We start from the raw sequence: 15240 nt of genomic DNA, 5'->3' as shown, positions 1-15240 counted from the left end.
CACCGCGGCCCGGCGCGGCAAATTAATCGAAAACCTCACAGCAACTGTGCTAACGTCATGAGTAATATCCCTTGAAGAGAATGACTATGAAGCAAAGCATCAAGGTCCTGCTGTTGACGGGACTTCTTGGCTTCTCCTCCACCAGCTTTGCCCTTAGCGAATCCGAAGCGGAAGATCTGGCCGATCTGACAGCAGTTTTCGTCTATCTTAAGAATGATTGCGGCTATCAGGATCTCCCGGACGCGCAGATTCGCAAGGCGCTGGTTTTTTTTGCTCAGCAGAACCGCTGGGATTTAAGCAACTACAGCAACTACAACATGAAAGCGCTGGGCGAAGAGAGCTATCGCGATCTTAGCGGCATCGCCATTACCAACGACAAAAAGTGCAAGTCTCTGGCCCGGGATTCACTGAGCCTGCTGGCCTACGTCAGGTAACCCCTCACGCCCTCTGCAGCCGGACATTGACCGTGCAACCACGGTCACTGTTAGCTATCATGTGCCGCCCATCTTCATGGCGATGTCATCAGAGGAGAGCACAATGGCCCATAATGAAACGTGGTATGAAACCCTTCATGCCGGTTTTGGCCAGTATTTCACGGTAGATAAAGCGCTGTACCGTGAAAAGACTGCGCATCAGGATTTAATCATCTTCGAAAATGCGGCGATGGGCCGGATTATGGCGCTGGATGGCGTCGTACAGACCACCGAACGCGACGAATTTATCTATCATGAAATGATGACCCATGTTCCGCTGCTGGCTCATGGGGCGGCGAAACACGTTCTGATTATCGGCGGCGGTGATGGCGCCATGCTGCGGGAAGTCTCGCGTCATCCTGAAGTCGAGAAGATTACCATGGTAGAGATCGATGCAGGTGTCGTGACGTTCTGCCGCCAGTATCTGCCGAATCACAGCGCCGGTGCCTATGACGATCCGCGTTTTACGCTGGTGATTGATGACGGGGTAAACTTCGTTAATCAGACGCAGGAGACGTTCGATGTGATCATCTCTGACTGCACCGACCCCATTGGGCCTGGCGAAAGTCTGTTTACGTCGGAGTTTTATGCAGGGTGTAAAGCGGCCCTTAATGAAAATGGCATCTTTGTAGCGCAGAATGGCGTCTGCTTCCTGCAGCAGGATGAAGCTGTCAACAGTCATCGTAAACTGGGTCACTATTTTGCAGATGTCAGCTTCTATCAGGCGGCAATCCCGACCTATTACGGCGGCATCATGACCTTTGCCTGGGCAAGTGATAACCCGGCGCTGCGTCAGCATGATGTCGCCACGCTGCAGTCGCGCTTTGCACGCGCCGACCTGCGCTGCCGTTACTACACGCCAGCGATCCATACCGGCAGCTTTGCCCTGCCGCAATATCTGTTAGATGCGTTATCTGCCGCGAGCTGATAGGGCATCTCTAAGGAGGTGAACGAAATTGCAAAAGCTAAAACTACATGGCTTCAACAACCTGACAAAAAGCCTGAGTTTTTGTATTTACGATATCTGCTATGCGAATACTGAAGCTGAACGCGATGGCTACATTGCCTATATCGATGAGCAATATAATGCTAACCGTCTGACGGAGATTCTGACGGAAACCTGCTCCATCATTGGCGCCAACGTACTGAATATCGCCCGCCAGGATTATGAACCGCAGGGTGCCAGCGTTACGATTCTGGTCAGCGAAGAGCCTATCGATCCCAGAGATATCGATAACTCCGAGCATCCGGGCCCGCTGCCCAATTCGGTCGTGGCCCATCTCGATAAAAGTCATATCTGCGTACACACCTATCCGGAAAGCCATCCCGAAGGCGGACTGTGCACCTTCCGCGCAGACATTGAAGTGTCGACCTGTGGCGTGATCTCACCGCTTAAGGCGCTGAATTACCTGATTCATCAGCTGGAGTCCGATATCGTCACCGTCGATTACCGGGTGCGCGGTTTCACCCGCGACGTGAAGGGGATGAAGCACTTTATCGATCATGAGATCAATTCCATTCAGAACTTCATGTCAGAAGATATGAAAGCAATGTATGACATGGTGGATGTGAACGTTTATCAGGAAAACATCTTCCATACCAAGATGTTGCTGAAAGAATTTGACCTGAAACATTACCTGTTTAATACCCGTCCGGAAGATCTTACGCCGCAGGAGCACAAGCGCATTACCGACCTGCTGTGGAAGGAGATGCGTGAGATCTATTACGGCAGAAATATCCCCGCCGTGGGACTGAAGACGCTGTAACATCAGGCGCGCAGCATTACCCGCCGTAATCTGCGCGTGCTGTTTATCCGGCGCTCAGCGTCAGCGTAATCCCGCGCTCCTGCAGCGTGCGACAGACAGCCTCATCTAACCGGGGGTCCGTCACGACATCCGTCAGATCGTCCACCGGTGACGCGCAGAACAGCGACCAGGAGCCATATTTACTGCTGTCCGCCAGCAATACCCGCCGGGCGGCATTAGCCAGCAAATCGTGCTTCAGGCCCGCTTTCTCCTCGGTAGGCGTAGTAATGCCGCGCTCCAGGCTCCAGGAGTTACAGCTGACAAAAGCGATGTCTGGGTTGATACTGCGCAACAACCGGCGACCATGCTCTCCCACACAGGACTGGCTGGAGTCGTCAATTCGGCCACCGATAATCGTGACTTCGATCTGCTTAAACTCAGACAGAAATAGCGCAATGTGCAGGTCTGCGGTGATGACCCGCAGCGGCAGATGCGTAAGCTGACGCGCCAGCTCCAGCATGGTGGTGCCCGCATCCAGCACGACCGCATCTCCCGCCCGGACAAAACTGGCGGCAGAGGTCGCGATCGCCTGTTTTTCCGCCAGATTACGCTGCAGCTTCTCAAGCGTGGTGGGCTGGGCAGGAATAAAACGGTTCAGCGTAACGCCACCATGACTGCGGCTGATTACGCCCTCTTTATCCAGCTTAATCAGATCGCGCCGGATTGTCGCGGGTGAGGCGGAGATGGCATTAACCAGTTGCTCAACAGTCACCAGATTATGACTTTTCAGATAATCCATAATCTGATCAAGACGGCTCTGTCCGTTCATAGTTCCCTAAGCGAGCTGCATCGCAAGTTTAATTGAGATCGCCATGCTGTCAGACTTCGCTTTACCTGTCCAGGCGATATCAAACGCCGTACCGTGGTCAGCAGACGTCCGGATAAACGGCAGGCCTGCGGTGATATTCACGCCATCATAAAAGCCCAGCAGCTTAAGCGGAATGTGTCCCTGATCGTGGTACATCGCTACCACCATGTCATACAGCCCCTCCTGGCATTGCAGGAACACGGTATCCGGCGGACAGGGTCCGTAAACGTCTATGCCCTGCGCTTTCATCGCCTGAATCGCGGGCGCGACCGTCGTAATCTCCTCATCCCCGAACAGCCCGTTTTCTCCGGCGTGCGGATTAACCCCCGCCACCGCGATGCGCGGGGCGTGATTACCCACACGGCGCAGGAAGCTGTCCGCCATCTCTATCACCGTTTTGATGCGCGTCTGGTTCAGCGTGTCGAGGAATTTGCGCAGTGCGATGTGGGTCGTGACATGGATGACTTTCAGTTTGTCGGTGTAGAGCACCATCGCGTAATCTCTGGTGTCGGTCAGGTGCGCCAGCAGTTCGGTGTGTCCCGGATAGAGATGACCGGCGGCATGCATTGCCTCTTTGTTCAGCGGTGCGGTGGCAATGGCGTGAACCTCCCCCGCCAGCGCCAGGGCGGTTGCCCGCTTCACGCAGCGCCACGCCAGATCGCCCGCCTCTTTCTGCACGACGCCAGGCTTCAGGGCGGCGGGATCCGCCAGCGGCTCATCAATGACATTAATGATGCCCGGCGCAAAGTGCGCATCCTGCACCCGATCCAGCACCCGTAATTCAGCCTGGGGTGTAATGTTCATTGCCATGATGCGACGCAGCGTGCTGGCGCAGCCAATCACTACGGCAGGAATCCCATTCAGCTCACCTTCAGAGAGTGATTTGATAATGATTTCCGGACTGATGCCCGCCGGGTCGCCCATCGTAATCGCAATAATTTTACTCACTCGACTTCTCCTCAATAAAACCAATGGCTGCTACCAGCGTATTCGCATCACCAAAGCCACCCGCTTTGGTCATCACCGGCAGAGTAAATTCACTGCTAAGCAGAACCCCGTGCGGCACACAATCCGCCACCAGACCCTGAATGTTGAAGCCGCTGGCACCCAGCGCTTGCGCGACGGCGATCGCCACGTCGCCCCCTGACAGATAGAGCGCATGCGGCAGCGCGGCGCGGCAGAGGCTTAAGGTCATCTCACCCAGCAACTGGCAGATCGCCTCACCCAGTTGCTGGCGCGTCAGACTGTGCTGCTGGCAGAGCGCATCGATCGCGTGGCGCTGAGCGCGATGCTGACAGGTGCGGATCACCGTGTGGCGACCGGCCCGCAGCGCGTCAGCTGCCTGCGCGATCCAGCGCGTCCGATCCGGCCACGCGGGTTGCTGAAACAGCTGAGCAATATCGACGTCCACAATCGCAACGGGCCGCTGCTGCTGCAGGACAGCGATTTGCTGCTGCGCGCTGTCACTCATCGATCCCACTACCGCCAGCACCGGCCGGGCCGGGCGAACCGAGAGCGCCGCGCCCAGCGCATCGCTTAATCCGGCGGCCCCGACCAGCAGCGGCTTCTCGTGCAGTCGCGCCGCCGCCGCAATCAGCCGCGTCAGATCGGCCTCATTTTCGGCATCCACCACCACCACCCCCTGCGCCGCGGCCAGTACAGCATCAAGCCGATCGCTGCGCAGCGTCGCGAGATCGATCTCCGCGCCGTCGATCTGCATCTGATCGAGAACGCGGGCGCTGCGGATCGGGGTTTTGGGATCGCTGGCAAATTCGGTTTCCGTCAGCAAACGCTGATCGACCCATACGTGACCCTGCCGTGTCGTGCGGCCCAGTCGCGGCACCGCCGGCACCACCAGCGCCAGGGTTTTGCCGCTGGCGCGCAACGCTGCCACTGTTTCCGTACCGGCGTTGCCGCGCAGCGTGGAGTCCATCTTCTTAAACAGCCAGCCCGGCTGAAACTGTGTCGTGTAGTGCTGCACCACCTGCGTGACGCGTGCCGCCGCCTGCCCGGCGCTGACGGCCCGGCTATCGGTGCTGATGACCAGTACATCCGCCACCTCATCCGGCAACGACGCCTCCAGGCCAAACAGCACCTGCACGCGGGCACCGGCCCGGGCCAGTCCGCTTCCGGCATCGTTGGCACCGGTAAAGTCATCAGCGATGACCAGCACCGGTGTTTTCCATATTGATGAGTTCATCCTTACTCCTGTCAGGCAATTGCCGCTGCATTTGATTATATTCAATCATGATTGATTATATGTGAGCAAGTTCAAATTAATCGAAATCGATATGCCTTATAAATTTAGCCACACAGAGTGACTTGATTCGCATTGCGCTGAGCAAAATTAATCATGTGCTTCGCTGCGACGGTAAAGAGGGGATGAAATGAACATTAACAGCACGGTAATCAGCGGCTACCAGGCGCTGAATGACATGCGCTATCTGCTACAGGGCGTCTCTGCCGCAGTGGTGGTCACGGATCGTAATATTGAGGCGATTCCGGCGGTACAGGCGCTGATAGGGCAACTGCGGGATCGGATTCCGCAGCTCTGCCTGGTCAACAGCGTCCCGCCTGAGCCTAGCCAGCACGATGTCGCCGCGATCCTGGCGACGCTTCCCCATCAGCAGGCTGACATGGTGATCGGCATCGGCGGTGGCAGCGTACTGGATGTGGCGAAGCTGCTCTCTGTGCTCTGCCTTGATACAGCACCGTCGCTCGACGCCCTGCTGGCAGGTGAAAAGCCGCAGCGCCGCACCCGTTCGATACTGATTCCGACCACCGCCGGAACCGGTTCTGAAGCCACGCCCAATGCGATTCTGGCTATCCCGGAGAAAGAGACTAAAGTCGGTATTATTTCCCCGGTGATGCTGCCGGATGTGGTGGCGCTGGTGCCGGAACTCACGACCAGCATGCCCGCCCACATCGCCTCTTCGACCGGCATTGATGCGCTCTGCCATCTGATTGAGTGCTTCACGGCCAACGTCGCCAATCCGGTTAGCGACAACTATGCACTGACCGGCATGAAGAAGCTGTTTACGCATCTTGAGACCACCCTGCGTGAGCCCGACAATTTACAGGCACGGCTGGAGATGCTCTGGGCCTCTTACTATGGCGGCGCAGCCATCGCCCATGCCGGTACCCATCTGGTGCATGCCCTCTCCTATCCGCTCGGCGGCAAATATCATCTGCCACACGGGGTCGCTAACGCCATTCTGCTGGCACCCTGCATGCGCTTTGTCCGTCCTGCGGCAGTGAGCAAGTTCGCTCAGGCCTATGACCTGCTGCCCGATGCCGACAGCCATTTAAGCGATGAAGAGAAATCCCATGCGCTGGTGAATTATTTCACCGCGTTGGTCGCGCGGCTGCAGCTGCCTGCCAGTCTCGAAGAGCTGGGCATCAGCCCGGATCACCTGTCCTATTTGGTGGAAGCGGCACTCGACGTTCAGCGCCTGATGAAAAATGTGCCGATGACTGTCAGCGCTGACGATGTGCGCGCCATCTACCTGACACTGTTTCCTTCCTGCCAGGCGTAATGAGGATTGTTATGAATAAGAAAATAGAGGGCATTCTGACGGCCATCGTCACCACTTTTGACCGTGAAGGGGCCTTTGATCCGGTCACGCAGCGCGAGCAGGTCAGACGACAAATCAATGCCGGTAACGGGATCTTCTGCGGCGGCACTAACGGCGAATTTTTTGTGCTGAATGAGCAGGAGAAAATTGCCGTCACCACCACCTGCGTGGATGAAGTCAACGGCCGGGTGCCGGTGGTCGCACATATCGGCGAGATTTCGACCCGCGAAACTATCCGGCTCGGGCAGCAGATTGGCCGTCTGGGCGTGGACGCGGTCTCCGCGATCACACCGTGGTTTGTTCCGCTGAAACAGCAGGAACTGATTGATCACTATCAGCGCGTGGCGGATGCGCTTCCGGTACCGCTGTTCCTCTATAACATCCCGGCACGCACCGGCAACACCCTGCAGCCCGAAACGGTACGTACACTGGCGGCGCATCCAAACATCGTCGGCATCAAAGACTCCGCAGGCAGCTATGAGAGCCTGAACGGATTTCTGCAGGCCACTGCCGACTGTAAAGGCTTCAATGTTCTGAACGGCCCGGATTCATTGATCCATCAGGGGTTCGTTGAGGGCTGTTCCGCCGCCATTTCCGGACTGGCTAACGTGGCCCCGGCGGCCATTAACGCGATCTGGGCGCGCTTCAGCGCCGGAGATATCGCCGGTTCGCAGCAGGCACAGGAGAGCGTGACCGGACTGCGCACCGCGCTCTATAGCATCGGTTTTTCACCCGCCGCCGTGAAAAAAGCGGTCAGCCTGCAGGGCTTTGAGGTCGGTGAAAGTCGCTATGCGGTGCAGTTCAGCGCCGAAGAGCAGCAGCAGATTCGTCAAATCGTGAACCACTACCTGCAGTAACGTCCATCGCCTTTGTACTCTACCGGTCAGATGAGAACGAGCCTGATGGTCGCCATCTGCCAGAACAATCGAGGTCATGATGAAAGCATTTTCAACTGAAAGTACCTTACTGATCGTCGGTATGGTGGTCGCCTATATCCTGTTCACTACCTGGCTGACCTGGCGGCTGCGCAGTAAATCCAGCGGCGACTTTATGGAAGGCTCGCGCGCCATGCCCGCCTTTATTGTCGGCATCATGCTGATGTCTGAATATATCGGAGCAAAATCAACCATCGGCACGGCCCAGGCGGCCTTTGAGGATGGCTTCGCCGCCTCCTGGTCGGTGATTGGCGCGGCGATTGGCTTTCCGCTGTTTGGCCTGATTCTGGTCAGACGCATCTATAACACCGGCAAGATTACGATCTCCGGTGCTATTGCCGAGAAATATGGCAGCTCGACCAAAAATATCATCTCGCTGATCATGATCTATGCGCTGTTGCTGGTGAACGTCGGTAACTACATCAGCGGTGCAGCGGCGATCTCCACCGTCCTGAAAATCAATCTGACGCAGGCAGCGTTTATTACAGCGGTAGTCAGCACCTTCTATTTTGCATTTGGTGGCATGAAAGGCGTCGCCTGGGTAACACTGCTGCATAGCGCCATCAAATATGCCGGGATCCTGATTATTCTCTATGTGGCGCTGAAGATGACCGGTGGCGTCGCGCCGATGATTGAGAAAATGCCCGCGTTCTACTGGACATGGGATGGGCATGTCGGGGCCAGCACCATTGTCGCCTGGCTGATCGGCACCGTGGGATCGATCTTCTGTACCCAGTTTGTGATCCAGGCAATCTCCTCGACTAAAGATGTGAAGTCTGCAAAACGCGCGACCTGGATCGCCTTTATCTTCTGTCTGCCTATCGGTCTGGCAATGGCGCTGATTGGCGTAGCGGCGAAGTTTGCGCATCCCGATATCAACAGCCTCTATGCGCTGCCGGTATTTCTGCAGGATATGTCGCCGTGGCTGGCCGGAATCGTCACTACGTCGCTGGTGGCCTCCATCTTCGTCAGTGTTGGCACCGTTGCGCTGGCTATTGCCTCGCTGGTCGTGAAAGATTTCTATGTTCCTTATCGTAAGCCGACCCCGGAGCGTGAATTTAAGGTCACGCGCTGGATCTCGATCGCTATCGGCTTCTTCCCGCTACTGTTTGTCCTGTTCTTCCCGGAAGTGCTGAAGCTCTCCTTCTTTACCCGCGCGATCCGCCTGTCGATCACCGTGGTGGCGATTATGGCGTTCTATCTGCCATGGTTTAAGAGTACGCGGGGCGCGAATGCCGGTCTGATTGGTGCCTGTCTGGTCACCTCCGTCTGGTTCCTGATGGGCAATCCTTTTGGTATCGACAATATGTATGTGGCGCTGATTACCCCGGCCATCATTATGATGATTGACCGCTGCATTCCATCACGTCAGTCTCAGCCTCAACCGCAACACAATGCACAAAAAAGTGGAGCCTAATATGACTCAGGAAACCGTCACCGCTGAACGCACCGGCCAGCTCGCGCCGCACCCGCAGGACAGGGCGCAGCAGATTGCGATGCTGCCCTCCTCCTGCCCGCAGAACCATGCGGCCAATCTGCTGCCGCTGCCCGATGGCGATCTGCTTTGCGTCTGGTTTGGCGGCACACAGGAGGGGATCGCCGATATCTCCGTCTGGTGCTCGCGGCTGAAAAAAGGCAGCGACCGCTGGAGCGATGCAGAGAAACTCTCTGACGATCCGGGTCGCTCAGAACAGAACCCGGTGCTGTTCCTCGATCCCGACCAGGTACTGTGGCTGCTCTGGACGGCGCAGAAGTCGGGCAATCAGGACACGGCGATTGTCCGCTATCGCCAGTCTCACGATCTGGGTCAGAGCTGGGGTGAAATCCGTACCCTGCTGGATAAGCCCGGCACCTTTATTCGCCAGCCGATCGTGGTGCTGCCCAACGGCAACTGGCTGCTGCCGGTCTTTTACTGCCTGACGCCTCCCGGAGAAAAATGGGTCGGCAGCTATGATGTCAGCGCGGTAAAAATCTCGGAAGATAAGGGCCGCAGCTGGCGCGATGTCAGCGTGCCTGACAGCACCGGCTGCGTGCACATGAACGTTACGCTGCTGGAGGATGGCTCCCTGCTGGCGCTCTACCGCAGCCGCTGGGCCGACCATATTTATCAGAGCCGCTCCGTCGATCAGGGTGAGAGCTGGAGCGCACCTGAGCCGCTGTCGCTGCCCAACAACAACTCCTCTATTCAGGTCACCACACTGCGCAACGGTCATCTGGCGCTGGTGTTCAACGCCATGAGCGCAGAAGGGGCCAGCGAGCGGCGTCTGTCGCTGTATGATGAGATCGAAGATGATGAAGAGATGGGAGAAAGTGACATGGCGGTCGCCGCCGCACCGATCGTGCAGAGCGGTCGTACCGCCTTCTGGGGCGCGCCACGCGCACCGATGACGCTGGCGATCTCCACGGATGGCGGTAAAAGCTGGCCGCTGCAGCGCAATCTGGATGAGGGCGATGGTTACTGCATGACCAATAACTCTCAGCAGAAGCTGAACCGCGAATTCTCCTACCCCAGCATCAAGCAGGGCGTTAACGGCGAACTGCATATTGCCTACACCTGGTATCGTCAGGCGATTAAGTATGTGCGGGTTGAGGAGTCCTGGGTGCAGGGAGGTGACGCGTGATCGCGCGAATGGCGCTGGTGACCGGGGCCAGTTCCGGCATCGGTCAGGCGATCGCCGATCGCTTGCTCAGTGCCGGCTGGCATGTAGTCGGCCTCGGCCGCTCGGCCATCAATCGGGCAGAGAGCGGCTGGCAGAGTCATCAGGTCGATATCAGCGACAGCGCGGCATTGCAGGCATTACTGGTGAAGCTGCCCGTGCCGCAGGCGGTGGTTCACGCAGCAGGCATGATGCAGGCCGCGCCGCTGGGCGAGCTGGACGGCGAGGCCAGCGCACGCCTGTGGCGGCTGCATGTTGCCGCCGCTGAACAGCTGGCGAATCACTTTGCGCCGCAGATGCAGACGGGTGGCAGGATCGTGCTGCTGGGGAGTCGCACGTCAGGCGGCGCGGCGGGCCGCAGTCAGTATGTGGCGACCAAGTCGGCGATGATCGGCATGGTCCGTAGCTGGGCCGCAGAGCTGGCACCGCGCGGCATCACGGCAAATATCGTGGCGCCTGGTGCCACCGAAACCCCGATGCTGCAGCAGCCGGGCCGGGCAAGTTCGCCGCCCCGCCTGCCGCCAATCGGCCGCTACATTCAGCCGGAGGAGGTCGCCGGACTGGTCGATTTCCTGCTCTCCCCGGCGGCGGCGGCGATCACCGGTCAGCAGCTGGTAATGTGCGGCGGCGCGTCGCTGAGTTAGCGCACAGGCCGGGTGACCCAGGTCGCCCGGCTGTCATTGCCGGACTGGCTTACCGTACTGATTAACGAACTGGCGATAGGCGGCGATCACCAGCAGGAAGTCTTCAATGCCGCAGAACGAGAGGCTCTCTTCGTCGTAATAGTTCATCCCCTCCTCCATGCCATCATCTTCCAGTGCCAGCAGGTTAGCGCGGATCATCACCTCTTCTTCATCCAGCAGAATGGTGTACTCGCTGCCGATGCGCTGCCACTGACGCACGCTGCCTTTCACATCTTCAATGGCGGCCTCCACTTCATCCAGCAGGCCCGGATCGTTGCTGACCTCTTCGTTGAACCAGTGGCCGACCGCTTCATGATCCATCGACATGCGGACTTTAATCTGTCCGGTCACATCGCGTAAAAATTCATATTCCATCGCCCGTTCCTCTCAACGTCGTCGCGTCACCTGATAAGTGTCCGTGCTGCTTCTGCAGCAAAGTGTGACACGTCGCGCATTATTACAGGCTGTCTGGCGAAATCCAGCTTTTGATCGTGCCGCAGTCCGATCGCCAGACGTAAAAAAGGGGCGAATCATCGCCCCTTCTCGCATGCTGTCGGGTGAAGAATCAGACCGCAGTCTGGAAAATCACGCCGTCAGCTTTATCGGTGTACTGCGCCAGCTGGTCAAAGTTGAGATAGCGATACGTGTCGCTGGCCGTTTTATCGACCTGTGCCATGAATTGCTGATACTCATCCGGCGTAGGCAGTTTGCCCAGCAGAGATGCGACCGCGGCCAGTTCGGCTGACGCCAGATAGACGTTCGCGCCGGTTCCCAGACGGTTCGGGAAGTTACGGGTCGAGGTAGAAACCACCGTCGAACCATCTGCCACACGCGCCTGGTTACCCATGCAGAGTGAACAGCCCGGGATCTCGATACGCGCACCGCTTTTGCCGAAGACGCTGTAGTAGCCCTCTTCAGTCAGCTGTGCCGCATCCATCTTGGTTGGCGGCGCCACCCACAGACGGGTTGGCAGCTGGCCTTTGTGGCTATCCAGCAGTTTACCGGCGGCACGGAAGTGACCAATGTTGGTCATGCAGGAGCCGATGAACACTTCGTCGATCTTCTCACCCTGAACGTCAGAGAGCAGACGGGCATCGTCCGGATCGTTTGGCGCACAGAGGATCGGCTCTTTGATGTCGGCCAGATCGATTTCGATCACGGCGGCATATTCCGCGTCCGCATCGGCTTCCAGCAGCTGCGGATCGGCCAGCCATTTCTCCATGCTCTCAACACGACGCTCCAGCGTACGGCGATCGCCGTAACCTTCTGCGATCATCCATTTCAGCAGGACGATGTTGGAGTTGAGGTATTCGATAATCGGCGCTTTATCCAGCTTGATGGTACAGCCCGCTGCAGAACGTTCCGCTGACGCATCAGACAGCTCAAACGCCTGCTCCACCTTCAGATCCGGCAGACCTTCGATTTCCAGGATGCGGCCAGAGAAGATGTTTTTCTTGCCTTTCTTCTCAACGGTCAGCAGGCCCTGTTTGATGGCGTACAGCGGGATAGCGTGAACCAGATCGCGCAGCGTGATACCTGGCTCCATTTTACCTTTGAAGCGCACCAGCACCGATTCCGGCATGTCGAGCGGCATGACGCCTGTCGCGGCGGCAAACGCCACCAGGCCTGAACCTGCCGGGAAAGAGATACCGATAGGGAAACGGGTATGGGAGTCACCACCGGTGCCTACGGTATCCGGCAGCAGCATACGGTTCAGCCAGCTGTGGATGATGCCGTCGCCCGGACGCAGTGAGACACCGCCACGGTTCATGATGAAGTCTGGCAGCGTGTGGTGCGTGTTCACATCGACCGGCTTAGGATAGGCGGCGGTGTGACAGAAGGATTGCATTACCAGGTCGGTCGAGAAGCCCAGGCAAGCCAGATCTTTCAGCTCGTCACGGGTCATCGGCCCGGTGGTATCCTGCGAGCCGACCGAGGTCATCTTCGGTTCGCAATAGGCGCCCGGACGCACGCCGGTCACGCCACAGGCGCGGCCAACCATTTTCTGCGCCAGCGAGAAGCCACGGGTGCTCTCCGCAACATCTTTCGCCTGACGGAATACGGTGCTGTGCGGCAGACCCAGCGACTCGCGCGCTTTGGTGGTCAGGCCACGGCCAATGATCAGCGGAATACGGCCACCGGCACGCACTTCGTCGATCAGCACTTCGGTTTTGAGTTCGAAGCTGGCCAGCAGTTCGTTGGTTTCGTGGTTGCGGACTTCACCTTTAAATGGATAGATGTCAATGACATCGCCCATGTTCAGGTTGTTGACGTCCACTTCAATCGGCAGTGCGCCCGCATCTTCCATGGTGTTAAAGAAGATCGGTGCAATTTTGCTGCCCAGCACCACGCCGCCGCCTTTTTTATTTGGCACGTTCGGGATGTCGTCGCCCATAAACCACAGCACCGAGTTGGTGGCGGATTTACGTGAAGAACCGGTTCCGACCACATCACCGACGTAGGCCAGCGGAAAACCTTTGCTCTTCAGCGCGTCGATCTGTTTGATCGGGCCGATATTGCCGGGTTCGTCCGGCTCGATGCCATCACGGGCATTTTTCAGCATCGCCAGAGCATGCAGAGGGATATCGGGACGCGACCAGGCATCCGGTGCCGGAGAGAGGTCATCAGTATTGGTTTCGCCGGTGACTTTGAACACCGTAACGGTGATCTTTTCCGCCAGCTCAGGGCGTGACAGATACCATTCGGCCTCTGCCCATGACTTCATCACCTGCTTCGCGTATTCATTACCCGCTTTCGCTTTCTCTTCAACATCATAGAAGTTGTCGAACATCAGCAGCGTGTGGGAAAGGGCTTTCGCCGCGCCAGGGGCCAGTCGGCTATCGTCCAGCGCCTCGATCAGCGGATGAATGTTGTAGCCGCCCTGCATGGTGCCGAGCAGTTCAACCGCTTTTTCAGGAGTAATCAGAGGAGAGGTTGCTTCGCCTTTGGCGACAGCCGCCAGGAAACCGGCTTTGACATACGCCGCTTCATCGACGCCAGGTGGGACGCGGTTGACCAACAAATCGGTCAAAAATTCTTCTTCACCCGCAGGTGGATTTTTCAGCAGTTCAACCAGCGCGGCCATCTGGGAAGCCTCTAAAGGCTTAGGTACAATTCCCTGGGCAGCACGCTCGGCAACGTGCTTACGGTATTCTTCTAGCACGACGTTATCCTCGCTCTCATTATGTAGGGCTTTCCGACCACCTTGCTCACTTATGGAGAACACACTTCCCTTTCTCGTCCAGGTTGAGGTGCCCGGTTTCGCGGAGGGCAGAATAGCAGGATTCCGGCTGTTTGTTAATCTGTTTACAAAAATACAACATGATCTCCTGCGTTCATTCTGCCCTTCTCCCTCCCTCGTATCTGCCCGCTGAGCCTGCCGAAACGCTTCCGGCGCGCAGCGGCACAGGATAGGGCATTTGGCGGGTGAGCATGTCCGCAAAAGGGGATTTTTGGTGAACAGATTCAGTGAAATAGATAACCTGCCGGAATAGAAACCCACCTGCGCAGTCTTTGTCGCAGAGGAGATGACAGACAGATATTCACAGCGGAGATAACCTGATGATGGCAGCGCCAGTTTGGTTTGCCGGAGGCGTTTCCGACCAGCGGCAGCACACTTTCAGAATCCGGGCAGTGCACCGGAAGCGGTTTTGCAGACAGCGCAAAACGTTCGTCTGAAGCGGATAAACAGAAGAGGCCACGCAGGCCTCTTCCGGACGATTAGTTTTTCAGGCTGGCTGGCCAGTCGGCTGGCAGTTGGTCAGGCGGGCAGTCCACCACGCTTTCGTTGTTTTCACCCACATCGCGGATCAGGGTCAGCGTCGCAAACTCATCAATGACTTCGGTAGGATAAGCCGGGCCCGCTTCGCGCAAGGTTGCCATCTCCTCCAGATGATCGTTCTGGAAGCAAACTGTTTTTTCAGGGTTATTCATGACCCAGCGCGGGAAGAAAATGGTGCCATGGAAAATTTTGTCGGTCAGGTTAACGGCCAGACTGACATCCGTGCCGGTTGGCTCAGTCCAGGAGACTTTGTAGACATCCTGCGCCAGACGCACAACATAGACGTGCTGATTCTTAACCCAGCGGTTACCGACCATGCCGCTGTGAATCCGGTAATCGATGGTGCTGGCGTTTTTAATGTAAAGCTCATAGTTCCAGCCGTTGTCATAGGTATAAACCAGATGTTTGCCGACGATGCCTGACAGGTCATGTTTATCAAATGTGCTCATGATTTATTCCTTCTCTGTTTTCGTTGAGAAAATTATTGCGCATTGCAAAAGCGATTAATAACGCTATTTTTAGC

The 15240-nt window shown here is 57.2% G+C and carries 14 protein-coding genes; 8 read left to right on the top strand and 6 right to left on the bottom strand.

What is annotated here, in order from left to right:
• Positions 1-86: 86 nt before the first annotated feature.
• The 3 genes from ACLHDD_RS00590 (at position 87) to speD (ending at position 2239) form a co-directional block, all read left to right on the top strand.
• Positions 87-434 (top strand): YacC family pilotin-like protein, encoded by a 348-nt coding sequence (locus ACLHDD_RS00590; RefSeq protein WP_111140856.1) that lies wholly within the window; start codon positions 87-89, stop codon positions 432-434.
• A gap of 103 nt (positions 435-537) precedes the next feature.
• Entirely contained in the window at positions 538-1401 is an 864-nt protein-coding gene (gene speE / locus ACLHDD_RS00585; protein ID WP_427102513.1) for a polyamine aminopropyltransferase, read from the top strand.
• Positions 1402-1429: 28 nt separating this feature from the next.
• Positions 1430-2239 carry an adenosylmethionine decarboxylase gene (gene speD / locus ACLHDD_RS00580; RefSeq protein WP_427102512.1) on the top strand — a complete coding sequence of 270 codons (810 nt, stop codon included), beginning with the start codon at positions 1430-1432 and terminating at the stop codon, positions 2237-2239.
• A 43-nt stretch (positions 2240-2282) separates the two neighbouring features.
• On the opposite strand, the gene ACLHDD_RS00575 is transcribed toward speD, so the two are convergent.
• The 3 genes from ACLHDD_RS00575 to dtnK are packed head-to-tail and all read right to left on the bottom strand — an operon-like array spanning position 2283 to position 5286.
• Positions 2283-3047 carry a DeoR/GlpR family DNA-binding transcription regulator gene (locus ACLHDD_RS00575; protein ID WP_427102511.1) on the bottom strand — a complete coding sequence of 255 codons (765 nt, stop codon included), beginning with the start codon at positions 3045-3047 and terminating at the stop codon, positions 2283-2285.
• A 6-nt stretch (positions 3048-3053) separates the two neighbouring features.
• Positions 3054-4034, bottom strand: coding sequence for a D-threonate 4-phosphate dehydrogenase (locus ACLHDD_RS00570; protein WP_427102510.1), 981 nt, complete (start codon positions 4032-4034; stop codon positions 3054-3056).
• Positions 4027-5286 (bottom strand): D-threonate kinase, encoded by a 1260-nt coding sequence (dtnK, locus tag ACLHDD_RS00565; protein WP_427102509.1) that lies wholly within the window; start codon positions 5284-5286, stop codon positions 4027-4029. The genes ACLHDD_RS00570 and dtnK overlap by 8 nt, the downstream gene beginning before the upstream one ends.
• A 187-nt stretch (positions 5287-5473) precedes the next feature.
• On the opposite strand from dtnK, the gene ACLHDD_RS00560 reads away from it, so the two are divergent.
• The 5 genes from ACLHDD_RS00560 to ACLHDD_RS00540 all read left to right on the top strand — a co-directional run bounded on the left by ACLHDD_RS00560 (position 5474) and on the right by ACLHDD_RS00540 (position 10897).
• A complete protein-coding gene (locus tag ACLHDD_RS00560) occupies positions 5474-6622 on the top strand; it encodes an iron-containing alcohol dehydrogenase (RefSeq protein WP_427102508.1) in 1149 nt (382 codons plus the stop codon).
• Positions 6623-6633: 11 nt separating this feature from the next.
• Positions 6634-7518, top strand: a complete 885-nt coding sequence (locus tag ACLHDD_RS00555) for a dihydrodipicolinate synthase family protein (RefSeq protein ID WP_427102507.1) — start codon at positions 6634-6636, stop codon at positions 7516-7518.
• A gap of 79 nt (positions 7519-7597) precedes the next feature.
• Positions 7598-9013, top strand: coding sequence for a sodium:solute symporter family protein (locus tag ACLHDD_RS00550; protein ID WP_427105146.1), 1416 nt, complete (start codon positions 7598-7600; stop codon positions 9011-9013).
• Position 9014: 1 nt separating this feature from the next.
• The gene (locus ACLHDD_RS00545) at positions 9015-10217 is read left to right on the top strand and encodes a sialidase family protein (RefSeq protein ID WP_427102506.1); all 1203 of its coding nucleotides are present in this window, start codon (positions 9015-9017) and stop codon (positions 10215-10217) included.
• Positions 10214-10897, top strand: a complete 684-nt coding sequence (locus ACLHDD_RS00540; RefSeq protein ID WP_427102505.1) for an SDR family NAD(P)-dependent oxidoreductase — start codon at positions 10214-10216, stop codon at positions 10895-10897. Before ACLHDD_RS00545 ends, ACLHDD_RS00540 begins: the two co-directional genes overlap by 4 nt.
• 33 nt (positions 10898-10930) lie before the next feature.
• Here the strand turns inward: ACLHDD_RS00540 and yacL are convergent, their stop codons facing one another.
• From yacL to ACLHDD_RS00525, 3 genes are all read right to left on the bottom strand, one after another.
• A complete protein-coding gene (gene yacL / locus ACLHDD_RS00535) occupies positions 10931-11311 on the bottom strand; it encodes a protein YacL (protein ID WP_427102504.1) in 381 nt (126 codons plus the stop codon).
• A 190-nt stretch (positions 11312-11501) separates the two neighbouring features.
• Positions 11502-14099 carry a bifunctional aconitate hydratase 2/2-methylisocitrate dehydratase gene (acnB, locus tag ACLHDD_RS00530; protein WP_427102503.1) on the bottom strand — a complete coding sequence of 866 codons (2598 nt, stop codon included), beginning with the start codon at positions 14097-14099 and terminating at the stop codon, positions 11502-11504.
• A 557-nt stretch (positions 14100-14656) separates the two neighbouring features.
• A complete protein-coding gene (locus ACLHDD_RS00525; RefSeq protein WP_427102502.1) occupies positions 14657-15166 on the bottom strand; it encodes a phenolic acid decarboxylase in 510 nt (169 codons plus the stop codon).
• Between the last annotated feature and the right edge of the window lie 74 nt (positions 15167-15240).

The sequence above is a fragment of the Pantoea sp. NSTU24 genome (assembly GCF_050157905.1).
Classification (GTDB): domain Bacteria; phylum Pseudomonadota; class Gammaproteobacteria; order Enterobacterales; family Enterobacteriaceae; genus Pantoea.
The sequence above is the reverse complement of the archived record's forward strand: the minus strand, read 5'-3'. Positions and strand labels throughout refer to the sequence as shown.

Excerpts from the sequence above, each read along its gene's own strand:
- dtnK (WP_427102509.1), bottom strand. The coding sequence starts at position 5,286 with ATGAACTCATCAATATGGAAAACACCGGTGCTGGTCATCGCTGATGAC.
- speE (WP_427102513.1), top strand. The coding sequence starts at position 538 with ATGGCCCATAATGAAACGTGGTATGAAACCCTTCATGCCGGTTTTGGC.
- ACLHDD_RS00555 (WP_427102507.1), top strand. The coding sequence starts at position 6,634 with ATGAATAAGAAAATAGAGGGCATTCTGACGGCCATCGTCACCACTTTT.
- yacL (WP_427102504.1), bottom strand. The coding sequence starts at position 11,311 with ATGGAATATGAATTTTTACGCGATGTGACCGGACAGATTAAAGTCCGC.
- ACLHDD_RS00525 (WP_427102502.1), bottom strand. The coding sequence starts at position 15,166 with ATGAGCACATTTGATAAACATGACCTGTCAGGCATCGTCGGCAAACAT.
- ACLHDD_RS00590 (WP_111140856.1), top strand. The coding sequence starts at position 87 with ATGAAGCAAAGCATCAAGGTCCTGCTGTTGACGGGACTTCTTGGCTTC.
- ACLHDD_RS00560 (WP_427102508.1), top strand. The coding sequence starts at position 5,474 with ATGAACATTAACAGCACGGTAATCAGCGGCTACCAGGCGCTGAATGAC.
- ACLHDD_RS00550 (WP_427105146.1), top strand. The coding sequence starts at position 7,598 with ATGAAAGCATTTTCAACTGAAAGTACCTTACTGATCGTCGGTATGGTG.
- ACLHDD_RS00545 (WP_427102506.1), top strand. The coding sequence starts at position 9,015 with ATGACTCAGGAAACCGTCACCGCTGAACGCACCGGCCAGCTCGCGCCG.
- ACLHDD_RS00575 (WP_427102511.1), bottom strand. The coding sequence starts at position 3,047 with ATGAACGGACAGAGCCGTCTTGATCAGATTATGGATTATCTGAAAAGT.